Raw genomic sequence first — 13,937 nt, 5'->3', positions numbered from 1 at the left:
AGCGGGAACGGTTCCCGCAAGTTACTCAATTATAAGTCGTCGAATACAGAAAGCGCATCAGCAAGTTTTTTCACGCCGAAGACCTGCATCCCTTCAGGAATTTTTTTCGGTACGTTGGCCTGGGGCACAATTGCGCGCTTAAATCCGTGTTTCGCCGCTTCGGAAATACGCTCCTGGCCGCTGGGTACCGGGCGGATTTCACCCGCCAGCCCGACTTCCCCAAATACGACTAAATCCTGCGGCAAGGCTCTGTCGCGCAGGCTGGAAACCATCGCCAGCAGCAGCGCCAGGTCGGCGCTGGTTTCGGTAACCTTTACGCCGCCCACCACGTTCACAAACACGTCCTGATCGGCCATTTGCAGGCCGCCATGACGGTGGAGTACGGCCAGCAGAATCGCCAGGCGGTTTTGCTCCAGGCCAACGGCCACGCGGCGAGGGTTGGACATCATCGACTGATCCACCAGCGCCTGAATCTCAACCAGCAGCGGACGAGTTCCTTCCCAGACAACCATCACCGAACTACCCGGCGTCACTTCATCGCCCCGGCTAAGGAAAATGGCCGACGGGTTGCTGACTTCACGCAGCCCCTGCTCGGTCATCGCGAACACGCCCAGTTCATTCACCGCCCCAAAGCGGTTTTTATGGCTGCGCAGAGTACGGAAGCGGGAATCGGCATCGCCATCTAGCATGACTGAACAGTCGATACAGTGTTCGAGGACTTTTGGCCCCGCAAGAGAACCGTCTTTCGTGACATGCCCGACCATCACGATCGCCACGCCTTTCGTCTTCGCAAAGCGCGTCAGGTAGGCTGCAGTTTCACGCACCTGGGCCACGCTGCCCGGCGAAGACTGCACGTCCGCCATGTGCATAACCTGGATCGAGTCGATCACCATCAGCTTCGGCTGCTCTTCCTCAGCGATCATACAGATCTGTTCGATGCTGGTTTCCGAAAGCATATTGAGGTTTTGCGTCGGCAGGCCTAACCGATGCGCGCGCATCGCCACTTGCTGAAGCGACTCTTCGCCAGTGACGTACAGGGTTTTCATTTGCTCGCTCAGCTTGCAGAGCGTTTGCAGCAGTAGCGTTGACTTCCCTGCGCCGGGGTTACCGCCGATTAGAATGGCGCTGCCCGGCACTACGCCGCCGCCCAGCACCCGGTCAAATTCTTTAAAACCGGTGGAGAAGCGCGGCAGTTCTTCCAGGCTGATGTCCGAAAGCTTTTGTACGCGGCTGACGCCCGCGCTCCCGGCATAGCCGGAGAGGCGTTCGTTGCGGGCAACCTGCGGAGAAGCGGCGATGCGCACTTCGGTAATGGTATTCCACGCGTGACAGGCGCTGCACTGCCCCTGCCAGCGCGGGTAATCCGCACCACACTCGTTACAAACAAATGCGCGTTTTGGAGCTTTCGCCACCTTTATACCTCTTGTTAACGTTCTTCCTGAATCAGGCTACCGGAAAGGATGCAGAACACGCCCATCAGATCCGCATGACGGATACTGACTTCGCTCTTCTCGTTCACCTTCGGCTTAGCGTGATAGGCAATCCCCAAGCCTGCGGCGTGGATCATCGGTAAATCATTGGCCCCGTCACCAATCGCAACGGTTTGCGCGGCGGGGATTTCATATTTTTCGGCCAGGCGCTTCAAAGTGACCGCTTTGAACTTCGCGTCCACAATCTGCCCCAGCACTTCGCCGGTCAGCTTGCCGTTGCAAATTTCAAGTTCGTTGGCGACTACCGCCGTCAGGTTTAATGTGTCGCGCAGGTATTCGGCGAAGAAGGTAAACCCGCCAGAGGCAATCGCCACTTTCCAACCCAGCGTGTCGAGATTTTGTACCAGAGATTTTAGCCCCGGCATCAGCGGTAGCTCGTCGCGAACCTGGCGTAAAATATTAGCATCCGCGCCCTTCAGGGTCGCCACACGCTGGCGAAGGCTGGCGGTAAAGTCCAGCTCGCCGCGCATTGCGCGTTCGGTGACTTCAGCAACCATTTCACCCGTTCCCGCCAGTTTGGCGATCTCGTCGATACACTCGATCTGAATGGCGGTGGAGTCCATGTCCATGACCAGCAGGCCAGGCGTTTTCAAATGTGGGATTTTGCCCAGCGGCGCCACGTCCAGCCCGGCTTCATGCGCAAGCTTGGTCGCGCGCGGCGTTAAAGAGCCGGCCAGGCGAATAACCTGATAATCTTCCACGCACCAGGCGGTCACAATCACCATCGCCGCCCCCAGCTTGCGCTGGTATTTGGTCAGGCACTGCTTGTCCAGATTACGCCCGTACAGGAGCCAGCCACTGCGGCCAGCGCGGTAGTCCAGCGGCATCACTTCGTCGCCGCTCAGGGAAAGCGGCAACCCAGGCCAAAGTGAAACATCGTTAGGCAAATCGCACCAGGTCAAACTGTTTGGCATTGCGGCTCCAGAATCAAGTAAACATACCCTTTTGCAGTCGGATTACGGGCTGATGGCAAGGGATTTTTCTCCTCGCGCTGGCGTAAAGCCTGAGCTTCTTCCCTTTGAAGGATGAAGGGTATCCGGGTAAAAACAACGCATGAGGCTACCTTGTCCGCCTTGCTTCTGGCAACATTAAAGTAAGCAATTTTCCAAAGGTGCATCATGGTTCGGGTAAAATTTAAATTTCGGCTCCACCGCGCAGTGATTGTGCTGTTCTGCCTCGCACTTTTGGTGGCACTAATGCAGGGCGCGTCCTGGTTCAGCCGGGGCAGCCAGCAGGCGCGAAACGTTCAGTTAGAGGAGCTGGCCCGCACCCTCTCCCGCCAGGTCGCGTTTAATCTGGTTCCGGTCATGAAAACTGAGAATCCGGATGAAAAACGTATCTCCACCGTGCTTAACCTTTTGACTAAGGATAGCCGTATTCTGGATGCCGCCGTGTACGACAGCGAGGGTGACCAAATTGCACGTGCAGGGGAAAACATTGAGGTTCGCGACCGCCTGGCGCTGGATGGCCAAAAAGCCGGGAGCTACTTCAACCGGCAAATTGTCGAACCTATCACCGATAAAAGCGGGCCTATCGGCTACCTGCGCATTACCCTGGACACCCACACGCTCGCCACCGAAGCCAAGCAGGTAGACAACACCACCAATATTCTGCGCCTGATGCTGCTCCTCGCCGTCGCGATCGGTATTGTGCTGACCCGCACGCTGCTGCACGGCAAGCGCACCCGCTGGCAGCAATCACCGTTCCTGCTTACCGCCAATACGAAAGTTAAAGAGGAAGACGAGCCTAAGTAAAGCTCCCTCAGTAAATTCGTCGAGATGGCATCATGCTAAGATGACGCCATTCTTCTGGGAAAAGGATCTTTGTTATGTCGACTTTGCGTTTGCTTATCTCTGACTCTTACGACCCGTGGTTTAACCTGGCCGTTGAAGAGACTATTTTTCGGCAGATGCCCGCCACTCAGCGGGTTCTGTTTCTATGGCGTAATGCAGATACGGTGGTGATTGGCCGCGCCCAGAACCCGTGGAAAGAGTGCAATACCGGGCGCATGGAGCAAGATAACGTTCGGCTGGCAAGGCGCAGCAGTGGCGGTGGCGCGGTGTTCCACGACCTGGGCAACACCTGCTTCACTTTTATGGCCGGCAAACCCGAATACGACAAGAGTATTTCCACGGCTATCGTACTGAACGCCCTGGCGAGCCTTGGGCTGGAAGCCACTGCATCCGGGCGCAACGACCTTGAGGTTGAAACCGCCGAAGGTACGCGCAAGATTTCAGGTTCCGCCTACCGGGAAACCTTGGATCGTGGGTTTCATCACGGCACTTTGCTGCTGAATGCCGATCTGAGCCGCCTGGCAAACTACCTCAATCCCGATCCGAAAAAGCTCCAGGCCAAAGGCATTACATCCGTAAGAAGCCGGGTCGCCAACCTCAGCGACATCAAGCCAGGCCTGACCCACGAGCAGATAGCCGACGCGATTACGGCAGCGTTTTTCGCCCACTACGGCGAGCGTGTGGAAGCCGAGCATATCTCCCCGGAAGCGCTCCCCGATCTGCCAGGGTTTGCCGAGACTTTTGCCCGCCAGAGGAGCTGGGAGTGGAATTTTGGCCAGGCGCCAGCCTTTACGCACCTGCTGGACAACCGCTTTACCTGGGGGGGCGTTGAGCTACATTTTGACGTCGAAAAAGGGCATATCACCCGCGCCCAGGTGTTCACCGATAGCCTGAACCCTGCCCCGCTTGAAGCGCTGGCCACCCGGGTAAAAGGCTGCCTGTACCGCAGTATTTTGCTGCAGCAGGAGTGCGAAACGCTGATTTACAGCTTCCCGGAACAGGAAGCCGAACTGAGAGAACTTTCAGCCTGGATTGCTCAGGCGGTTCGTTAAGCCAGCCGCCGAAGCCGCTCGCCTTGCTCAGCCATTCCCGCCGCAATTTGCCGGAATGGCTCGCTTACTGTCGAGATAAGGCTTAGCTCGCTCATATGAAAAACTATCTGGCATAAAAAAGGCGCCCTAAGGCGCCCTTAAAACGAGAACAAAAACTTACGCTTTGTCGCCCAGCAGGACGGATTCCAGAGCAATTTTGATCATATCGTTGAAGGTGGTCTGACGCTCAGCGGCGGTGGTCTGCTCGTGAGTACGGATGTGGTCAGACACGGTGCAGATGGTCAGCGCTTTTGCACCGAACTCAGCCGCTACGCCGTAGATCCCGGCCGCTTCCATTTCCACACCCAGAATGCCGTATTTTTCCATCACGTCGAACATGGACGGATCCGGCGTGTAGAACAGGTCTGCAGAGAAGATGTTGCCCACGCGAGCGTCAACGCCCAGCGCTTTTGCCGCATCAACCGCGTTACGAACCATATCGAAGTCCGCGATAGCCGCGAAGTCGTGATCCTTGAAGCGCAGGCGGTTAACTTTAGAGTCAGTGCACGCGCCCATACCGATCACCACGTCGCGTAGCTTAACGTCTGCACGAACCGCGCCGCAGGAACCCACGCGAATGATTTTCTTCACGCCGAAGTCGGTGATTAGCTCTTTCGCGTAGATGGAGCAGGATGGGATGCCCATACCATGGCCCATAACGGAGATCTTACGGCCTTTGTAAGTCCCGGTGAATCCGAGCATGCCGCGCACGTTGTTCACTTCACGCACGTCTTCCAGGAAGGTTTCCGCGATGTGCTTGGCGCGCAGCGGGTCACCCGGCATCAGTACTACGTCAGCGAAATCGCCCATTTCTGCGTTAATGTGTGGCGTAGCCATTGTGTATTCCTTGATTTTAAAAGTTAGCAATCAGGCGGGCAACCGCCCGCCCAAAGGGATCACAGCATGTTTTTGCCGTAGTCCATGTCGGAAAGACCGAAGTACTTCGCTACCGTCTGGCCGATATCCGCGAAGGTTTCGCGGTGGCCAAGAGAACCGGCTTTCACTTTCGGGCCGTAGATCAGCACCGGAATGTGCTCGCGAGTATGGTCGGTACCCTGCCAGGTTGGGTCACAGCCGTGGTCCGCGGTAAGGATTAGAATATCGTCCTCTTTCAGCAGCGCCATCAGCTCTGGCAGGCGACGGTCGAACAGCTCAAGGCCGCCCGCATAGCCGGCTACGTCGCGACGGTGGCCCCAGGAGGAGTCAAAGTCTACGAAGTTGGTGAACACGATGGTGTCGTCGCCGGCTTCTTTCATCTCTTTGATGGTGGCGTCGAACAGCGCATCCAGACCGGTTGCCTTCACTTTTTTAGTGATGCCGCAGTTGGCGTAGATGTCCGCAATTTTACCCACGGAAACAACCTGGCCCTGCTTCTCATCAACCAGCTTCTGCAGCACGGTGGCGGCAGGTGGCTCGACCGCTAAGTCGTGACGGTTGCCGGTACGCTGGAAGTTACCCGCTTTATCGCCAACAAACGGACGCGCAATAACGCGGCCAATGTTGTAGCCGCCTTCGGTCAGCTCTTCGCGCGCGATTTCACACAGCTCATAAAGCTTATCCAGGCCGTAGGTTTCTTCGTGGCAGGCAATCTGGAACACGGAGTCAGCGGAGGTATAGAAAATCGGTTTCCCGGTTTTCATGTGCTCTTCACCCAGCTCGTCCAGGATCACGGTCCCGGAAGAGTGGCAGTTGCCGAGGTAGCCCGGCAGGTTGGCACGCTTGACCAGTTTGTCCAGCAGCTCCTGCGGGAAGCTGTTGTCGTGGTCGCTGAAATAGCCCCAGTCAAACAGAACCGGCACGCCGGCGATTTCCCAGTGGCCAGACGGGGTGTCTTTGCCGGAAGAAAGCTCGTGTGCCCAGCCGTAAGCGCCGATAACTTCTGCGTTACCGTCCATGCCTGCTGCCACTTTGCCGGTGGAGCCTTCATGAGCTTTTACCAGCCCAAGACGAGTCAGGTTAGGCAGGTTCAGAGGGCCTTTACGGCCTTTGTCAGCTTCGCCTTTAGCGCAAGCCTCCGCGATGTGACCGAGGGTATCAGAGCCGACATCTCCGAAGCGCTCTGCGTCTTCGGTAGCACCGATGCCGAACGAGTCCAGCACCATAATAAACGCACGTTTCATATTATTCTCCGTACCTTGTGCTCTATAAAATAGGGATCAGATCAGTATACCGTTATTCGGTGATTCGGCGATAGACCGTTGGTGTTTCCTGCGGTGCTTTTTCGTCAATCCTGATTGCCGCTTTCACCGCCTTCGCGGCTTCCTGCCAGCTGGCTTCGTCTTTCGCGTGGATCACCGCCAGCGGACGTTCGCCGTCGATAGACTCTCCCAGACGCGCCATGTCGGTAAAGCCGACGCTGTAATCAATGGTGTCGGAAGCCTGACGACGACCGCCGCCCATCGACACCACCGCCATGCCCAGCGCGCGAGTGTCCATCGCCGAAACAAACCCGGACGCGTCGGCATACACTGCCTTGCTCAGCATTGCCGTCGGCAGGTACTTCGCATAATTTTCAACGAAGTCACTCGGGCCTTTCTGCGCGGCAACCATGCGGCCAAACACTTCGGCTGCTTTGCCGTTGTCCAGCACCGCCTGAAGCTTCGCGCGTGCTTCCATTTCGTCTTTGGCAAGCTTGCCGGAAATCAGCATTTCCACGCACAGCGCCATTGTCACATCAAACAGACGCGGGTTGCGGTATTCACCCGTGAGGAACTGTACCGCTTCACGGACTTCCACGGCGTTACCCGCGCTGGAAGCCAGCACCTGGTTCATGTCCGTCAGCAGCGCGGTGGTCTTCACGCCTGCGCCGTTGGAAACGCCAACGATAGCCTCTGCCAGCTGTGCTGACAGCTCGTAAGTCGGCATAAATGCGCCGCTGCCTACTTTCACGTCCATCACCAGCGCGTCCAGCCCTTCGGCCAGTTTTTTCGCCAGAATGGAAGCGGTGATAAGCGGGATAGAATCCACCGTCGCGGTAATGTCGCGGGTGGCATAAAATCGTTTGTCCGCCGGTGCCAGCGAGCTAGTCTGGCCGATGATGGCCACGCCGACATCCTTAATAATGTCGCGGAAGCGGTTATCGTCCGGGAAGATATCGAAGCCTGGAATCGCCTCAAGCTTGTCCAGCGTCCCACCGGTGTGCCCCAGGCCACGGCCTGAAATCATCGGCACATAGCCACCACAGGCCGCCACCATTGGGCCAAGCATCAGCGAAGTGACATCCCCTACGCCGCCGGTGGAATGTTTATCCACAATCGGGCCGTTGAGGTTAAGGCTTTTCCAGCCCAACACGGTGCCGGAATCCCGCATCGCCATCGTCAGCGACACCCTTTCCGGCATTGTCATGTCGTGGAAGAAAATGGTCATCGCCAGAGCAGCAATTTGCCCTTCAGAGACGGTGTTGTCGCGAATGCCGTTGATAAAGAAGCGAATCTCTTCGTCGCTCAGTACCAGGCCATCACGTTTTTTACGAATAATTTCTTGTGCGAGAAACACGGCAACCCCCTGGGAAATGCGGGTAAAGAGCGGCGGAAAACCCGCCGCAATTAAAGATTACTCCAGATAATTCGAGTCGCAGGCAGAAGGCAAAAGAGCTCATCCCCAGGAGCTTACTGAAGTAAGTGACTGGGTGAGGAAGTGCAGCTAACGCACCTGCGGCTTGAAGTATGACGAGTAATTAGTAGCTGCTGGCGCTTTTACCGTCCCCATGGCCCAGCGCTTTCAGCAGGCTGGCTAACAGGCTGGACGCCCCGAAGCGGTAATGACGGGAGTCGGCCCAATCGGCACCGAACAGATCGTCCGCGATAGTCAGGAACTGCGCAGCATCTTCAGCGGAGCGAACGCCACCGGCTGGCTTGAAGCCTACCGTTTTTTCCACGCCCATATCGCGGATCACTTCCATCATGATGCGAGCGCTTTCCGGCGTGGCGTTAACCGGCACTTTACCGGTCGAGGTTTTGATAAAGTCGGCACCGGCTTTAATCGCGATAGTAGACGCTTTGCGGATCAGCTCTTCGGTCTTCAGCTCGCCGGTTTCGATGATCACTTTCAGCAGTACGTTAGCGCTGGCGCAGGCGTCTTTACACGCTTTTACCAGGTCGAAGCCTACCTGCTCGTTACCGGCAATCAGCGCCCGATATGGGAACACCACGTCTACTTCGTCTGCACCGTAAGCGATAGCGGCGCGGGTTTCTGCCAGCGCGATGTCGATATCGTCGTTACCGTGTGGGAAGTTGGTCACGGTCGCAATGCGGATGTCCGGGGTGCCCTGCTCTTTCAGGGTTTTACGGGCGATTGGGATGAAACGCGGATAGATACAAATCGCAGCGGTGTTGCCGACCGGGGTTTTTGCCTGATGGCACAGAGCGATGACTTTCTCGTTAGTGTCATCGTCGTTCAGGGTAGTCAGATCCATCAGTTTCAGCGCACGCAGGCTGCTTTGGGTTAAATCGGTCATAACGCTCTCCAACAAAAGGGAAATAAGTCTCCGGCCTGGAAACTCAACACGTTGGAGCGGACTTGGTTCCTTGAAGAAGAGTGGTCACCTGGGTCACCCTCACGTTGAGATCCTTCTCACCGCACATTGCCGGTTGCAATGTTAGAATTCTAACACTCACTACCGATGCAATTTTGTGTCTCGCCTCACAAAAGCCAAAGCATGAATTGCAAGCTTTCATAGAGTATATGTGATTAAAGGAACAAAATAACGCGCTAAATTGCGCCAGGGCACAAGAAAATGGCTGGCAGGGCACCAGCCATCGGTTACCGCTTAATGTTATTATTATAACATTTATATTGCAGGCTACAGCGCCAGGAAAAGCCCGGCGATGGTGGCGCTCATCAGGTTAGACAGCGTCCCTGCCGCCACGGCCTTCATGCCCAGTTGAGCCACATCGTGCCGACGGTTTGGCGCCATGCTACCTAGGCCACCGATCAGAATGGCGATAGAAGAAAGGTTAGCAAATCCACACAGCGCGAAGGAGATAATCGCTTTGGTATGGCCGGACAGCACCTGCAGGCCCGCCGCAGCCACTTCGGCATCATCCTTCAGGTAAGCGCCGAAGTTCAGGTAAGCAACAAACTCGTTGATGATCAGCTTCTGGCCGATAAACGATCCGGCCACCATCGCCTCGCTCCACGGCACGCCAATCATCCAGGCTACCGGGGAGAACACCCAGCCCAGCATCAGCTCCAGCGAAAGCTGCGGATAGTTGAACCAGCCGCCGATACCGGAAAGCATCCCGTTCAGCAGGGCAATCAGCGCCACAAACGCCAGCAGCATCGCCCCGACGTTCAGCGCCAGCTGCATCCCGGAAGCTGCGCCCGAGGCCGCTGCGTCCAGCACGTTAGCCGGGCGATCTGGATCGTTTTTCATCGACTCCAGCTCCGGCGTGTCGTTCGGGGTTTCCGTTTCAGGCAGCATTATCTTGGCAAACAGCAGCCCGCCCGGCGCGGCCATAAAGGATGCGGCAATCAGGTATTCCAGCGGCACGCCCATCTGCGCGTAGCCCGCCAGCACGGAGCCCGCCACGGAGGCAAGGCCACCGCACATCACGGCAAACAGCTCAGATCGGGTCATCGTGGCGATATAAGGGCGTACAACCAGCGGCGCTTCGGTTTGGCCAACGAAAATATTCGCCGTCGCCGACAAGGATTCAGTGCGCGAGGTTTTCAATACCTTACGCAGGCCGCCGCCGAGAATACGGATCACTAACTGCATCACGCCGAGGTAGTAAAGCACGGCGATAAGCGAGGAGAAGAAGACGATGATCGGCAGGACGCGCAGCGCAAAGATAAAGCCGCCGCCGCCAAAGACTTCAAACATTTTGTCAGACACCAGCCCGCCAAACAGGAAAGAAATCCCTGAATTGCCGTAGGCGATGACATTAGCCACCCCTTCAGACATCGCGAGCAGGACTTTACGCCCGACCGGAACGTAAAGGATCAGCGCCCCGATACCGATCTGGATAAGCCACGCGCCAATGACGGTGCGTAGGTTGATCGCTTTGCGGTTGCTGGAAAGTAAAACGGCGATCAGCAGCAATGCCACCATGCCGATCAATCCCATGAGTATTTGCATACAGTATCCCTGTGTATCAACTGGAAAGATTCGGGCTTTAGCAGCCCCTTTTTAGCGCGCGGATTATAACCACAGGGGCGAGAAAAGTGCCGGAGCAATCACGTGTAGGGCGAAATGTATAGAAACATTTACATAGCAAGGTGATGAATATCACACTTTGAGGGCGACTCATTAGAAGGCGAATAATTCGTCTGCATTGTTTTTCAAGGCATTAGCAATGATTTCTGCGGGCTCCGGGCGTAATTCACACAGCGCATCGAAGACCCTGGCGGCACGTTCCGGCCGGTTGGGCTGCCCCTGCCAGCCGTTCAGCGGCATATCCGGCGCATCGGTTTCCAGCAACAGCGATGAAAGCGGCAAACGGGCCATCACATCCCGGGTTTTGCTGGCTCGCGGATAGGTGATGGTGCCACCGACACCAATGCGATAGCCCATCGCAATAAACCGTTCCGCCTGCTGTAAGCTGCCGGCAAAACCGTGCACCACGCCGGTTCTGGGCAAGTTGTGGCGCTTCAGGTGCAGCGCCAGCTTGTCGTGGGTACGGCGGGAGTGAAGCAGCACCGGCAGATCGTAACGCTTCGCCAGCTTCAGCTGCTCGCTGAGGATAAACTCCTGCCTGTCGAGCTGCGGATCTTCGCGATAAAGATCCAGCCCAATCTCGCCGATGGCGATCAGCTTCTCCGGCTTTTGCCGCAAAAGATCCTCCAGCGCGGCCAGCCCCGTATCATCATGCTTTTCAATCACAATCGGATGCATACCCAGGGCGGCATAAAGCGCCGGATAATTCTGCGCCAGCTCAAGTACGCGATTGAAACGCCCCGCTTCTATTGCTGGCACAATAATTTTACGAACCCCGGCCTCAGCGGCCAGCGCGAGGCTGTGCTCTTCATCCCCGGTGAAGGGGGGAAAATCAAAGTGGCAATGGGTGTCGTAGAACGTAAAACTCACGCGAGATCCTCATTATCAAACGCCGCATCATTCGCCTGCAGGCCAGGGCTAATCGGCTTGACCAGCGATTCGTTTGCCGCCGCAGCAGGAGGAATGACCAACGGGCCGGGCGTATTAATGCGCGGCAAATGACGCCTTAACGGCGGTTTAGCCACCAGCAGTTTGCCAATGGTGGCCAGGAAATAGCGCCCGCACAAGCGCCCCGTTTGATAATCCGCCGTCAATGAAGGCAGGCGGCTGCCGAGCGCGCTGCTTAATAGCGCTTTCGGGGGGTAAATCTCAAAGATTCGCAGTTTACCGGGCGGCTTCTCAATGAAGCTTTGGATTTCACGGTAGCTTTCCTCGTGGTGCTGCACCAGATTCAACAGCGGCTGCAGGCTGCTGTCGCCCAGCCAGCGTTCCATATGTTTGAACCACTGCGGCGTGTAGTACATCTGTGAAGGTACGGTGCGAATGACCACCAGCGTATCTGCCCCGCGATTAACCGCTTCCCGCACCGGCACCGCATCGCTGATGCCGCCGTCCTGATAGCTGACGCCGTCAATATCCACGCCTGAGCGGTAAAAACCGGGAATGGCGCTGGAGGCTTTCAGCAAATTTAGCCAGGTATCCGTGGTCGGCGAAAAGTAATTCGCCGCATAGTCATCACTGCGGCAGGCGCACATAAAGAACTCTTTTCCCTGTTCAAACAGCGGGTCGGCGCTGGACATCGACAGCGGCAGTCTGGCGGCGGTCGACTCAATCAGCCAGTCGAGATCGATCAGATGCCCTCCGCGCGCAAAGCGGAGCGGATTGAAGAAATCCCTCGTCGTCGTAAAGCGCGTGATGACGCGACGCGCGTATCCCGGCTGGTTACAAACGTAAGCGGAAAGATTCTGCGCCCCGGCAGAGGTACCAAGGAACAGTTCAAAAGGGTTGAATTCCGCGCGCATAAACTCGTCCAGAACCCCAGCCGTAAAGATCCCGCGCTGCCCGCCCCCTTCACAAATCAGAGCGAGTTTTCCAGGACGAAAAGGTTTAGTCGCCAGCGGCGCAATATTGCCGAGCGTTACGGGTATACGATTTCCCACCTGCTTTCCTGAATTGCTGTTGTTGTGAATTTCTACCCTATACCCATAGCGCGCTAAGTAAAACGGCGAAAGCCAGTCACGAGGACTGGCTTAAGGTTGCTGACAAAGCGGGAAAAGGCGTGGTTTTCCCTCTTTATGGTGAGCAGCCGAAAATCAATGAATTGATTTTCCTGTTTTTTTTAACGAGCCGTCTGGTCGTTCTTTTCTGTCGACAGCGGTTTGTAGACACTATAAAGCCAGTCACGAGGACTGGCTTTTCTTTTGTATCGGCATGTTACTCAATGAGCGTTGCTAAGGACGTCTGCGCCCCATGAACAGGCTGACCAGGAACAGAATGATCCCGACGATAAAGACAATTTTTGCAGCACCTGCTGCGGTACCCGCCAGACCACCGAAGCCCAGGGCCGCAGCGATCAACGCTATTACCAGAAAAATAATGCCCCAACGAAACATAGACTCTCCTTAACCATAGTTAATCTTATCGCTTCTTCACGGGCGCCGAATGGCTAACCCGCAGGCGATAATGTGTAAGGGTGGTGCTTATGTCTTCCCGGCACGCGTCCAGAAAGCCATTTCGGGTGCTGCTTTACTTCACTTTCAGATCGTTTTTAACGCTTTTCACGCCTTCAACAGCTTTAGCAATGCTTTCAGCCTTCTCAGACTGAGCGGCGGATTTCACCTCGCCGGACAGCTGAACCACGCCGTCAGTGGTTTCTACTTTGATATGGCGCGACGGCACAATGCTGTCGGCCAACAATTTCGCTTTGATCTCGCTGGTCGTGGCCGCATCACCGGCATAGCCTTTCACCGACTGTGTTTTCACATCGCGAACGTGAAGTTTGTCGCTCACCGAGGTTACGCCTTCCACTTTTTTCGCCGTGGCGACGGCCTGCTCGGCCTGAGCTTGGCTCTCAACAAAACCGCTCAGGGTGACCACTTTATTGTCGGTTTTGACCGAAATATCGGTACTTTTGATGTTTTTATCGTCAACCAGGGCTGCTTTGACTTTCGCTGTGATGCCGCTGTCGTCCATGAAATTACCGACTTTCGTCATGGAGCTATCGATTTTTTTCCCTGCACTATCGGCGGTAGATTCCGTTTTATTAAGCAGAGTGTCTTCCGCAAAGGCGCTGGTGCTTGCCAGTACAGAACCCAACACAACCGCCAGCAGAGTTTTTGAAATCTTAGTCGTAGTCATCGATTAATTCCTGTAGGTTTGCTCATCATTTGAGCTTTCTCGCTTCTCGTAAGCTGCAAAAAATCAGCTATTAATATTGAGATGACATGAGAAACGCCAACAAGACACCAGGAAATGATTAATTTCCGGAGCTTTCATCCAATAAAATTGTCATCACTTTGTTAAATATAGATCACAATCATAAAAGTGCATGACGTGTTGATGGAAAAATCAGCAATGACGCAGGATTCGCGGGAAATTAAGAGGATTCTGCAAGGGATTAAAAAGA

Annotated in this window: 13 protein-coding genes; 2 read left to right on the top strand and 11 right to left on the bottom strand. The window is 55.7% G+C overall.

What is annotated here, in order from left to right; genetic code table 11:
• Positions 1–29 precede the first annotated feature (29 nt).
• Both radA and serB read right to left on the bottom strand, forming a co-directional pair.
• Positions 30–1,412, bottom strand: a complete 1,383-nt coding sequence (gene radA, locus ACR6JA_RS08765; protein ID WP_008460107.1) for a DNA repair protein RadA — start codon at positions 1,410–1,412, stop codon at positions 30–32.
• 14 nt (positions 1,413–1,426) lie between these two features.
• A complete protein-coding gene (gene serB, locus ACR6JA_RS08760) occupies positions 1,427–2,404 on the bottom strand; it encodes a phosphoserine phosphatase (protein ID WP_494493906.1) in 978 nt (325 codons plus the stop codon).
• Positions 2,405–2,608: 204 nt separating this feature from the next.
• Here serB and ACR6JA_RS08755 point away from each other — a divergent pair, with 204 nt between their 5' ends.
• The gene (locus ACR6JA_RS08755) at positions 2,609–3,244 is read left to right on the top strand and encodes a YtjB family periplasmic protein (RefSeq protein WP_494493905.1); all 636 of its coding nucleotides are present in this window, start codon (positions 2,609–2,611) and stop codon (positions 3,242–3,244) included.
• 74 nt (positions 3,245–3,318) lie between these two features.
• Positions 3,319–4,335 carry a lipoate--protein ligase gene (gene lplA / locus ACR6JA_RS08750; RefSeq protein ID WP_494493904.1) on the top strand — a complete coding sequence of 339 codons (1,017 nt, stop codon included), beginning with the start codon at positions 3,319–3,321 and terminating at the stop codon, positions 4,333–4,335.
• Positions 4,336–4,491: 156 nt separating this feature from the next.
• On the opposite strand, the gene deoD is transcribed toward lplA, so the two are convergent.
• From deoD to osmY, 9 genes are all read right to left on the bottom strand, one after another.
• On the bottom strand, positions 4,492–5,211 hold the full coding sequence (gene deoD, locus ACR6JA_RS08745; protein ID WP_154187114.1) for a purine-nucleoside phosphorylase: 720 nt from the start codon (positions 5,209–5,211) through the stop codon (positions 4,492–4,494).
• Between the two features lie 59 nt (positions 5,212–5,270).
• Positions 5,271–6,494 carry a phosphopentomutase gene (gene deoB, locus ACR6JA_RS08740; RefSeq protein WP_008460097.1) on the bottom strand — a complete coding sequence of 408 codons (1,224 nt, stop codon included), beginning with the start codon at positions 6,492–6,494 and terminating at the stop codon, positions 5,271–5,273.
• A gap of 52 nt (positions 6,495–6,546) precedes the next feature.
• Entirely contained in the window at positions 6,547–7,869 is a 1,323-nt protein-coding gene (gene deoA, locus ACR6JA_RS08735) for a thymidine phosphorylase (RefSeq protein WP_494493903.1), read from the bottom strand.
• Between the two features lie 181 nt (positions 7,870–8,050).
• Positions 8,051–8,830 (bottom strand): deoxyribose-phosphate aldolase, encoded by a 780-nt coding sequence (deoC, locus tag ACR6JA_RS08730; RefSeq protein ID WP_494493902.1) that lies wholly within the window; start codon positions 8,828–8,830, stop codon positions 8,051–8,053.
• Positions 8,831–9,175: 345 nt separating this feature from the next.
• Positions 9,176–10,453: a NupC/NupG family nucleoside CNT transporter gene (locus tag ACR6JA_RS08725; protein WP_213715082.1), complete on the bottom strand. Its 1,278-nt coding sequence runs from the start codon at positions 10,451–10,453 to the stop codon at positions 9,176–9,178.
• A gap of 171 nt (positions 10,454–10,624) precedes the next feature.
• The gene (locus ACR6JA_RS08720; protein WP_494493901.1) at positions 10,625–11,401 is read right to left on the bottom strand and encodes a TatD family hydrolase; all 777 of its coding nucleotides are present in this window, start codon (positions 11,399–11,401) and stop codon (positions 10,625–10,627) included.
• Complete coding sequence (locus tag ACR6JA_RS08715; RefSeq protein WP_494493900.1) at positions 11,398–12,471, bottom strand: patatin-like phospholipase family protein; 1,074 nt, start codon at positions 12,469–12,471, stop codon at positions 11,398–11,400. The genes ACR6JA_RS08720 and ACR6JA_RS08715 overlap by 4 nt, the downstream gene beginning before the upstream one ends.
• A 291-nt stretch (positions 12,472–12,762) precedes the next feature.
• The gene (locus ACR6JA_RS08710) at positions 12,763–12,924 is read right to left on the bottom strand and encodes a DUF1328 domain-containing protein (protein ID WP_007373037.1); all 162 of its coding nucleotides are present in this window, start codon (positions 12,922–12,924) and stop codon (positions 12,763–12,765) included.
• Positions 12,925–13,057: 133 nt separating this feature from the next.
• Positions 13,058–13,669 (bottom strand): molecular chaperone OsmY, encoded by a 612-nt coding sequence (gene osmY / locus ACR6JA_RS08705; protein WP_008460085.1) that lies wholly within the window; start codon positions 13,667–13,669, stop codon positions 13,058–13,060.
• Between the last annotated feature and the right edge of the window lie 268 nt (positions 13,670–13,937).

This window comes from Cedecea sp. B1(4) (assembly GCF_059414925.1).
This window is presented reverse-complemented; position numbering and strand designations above follow the sequence as displayed.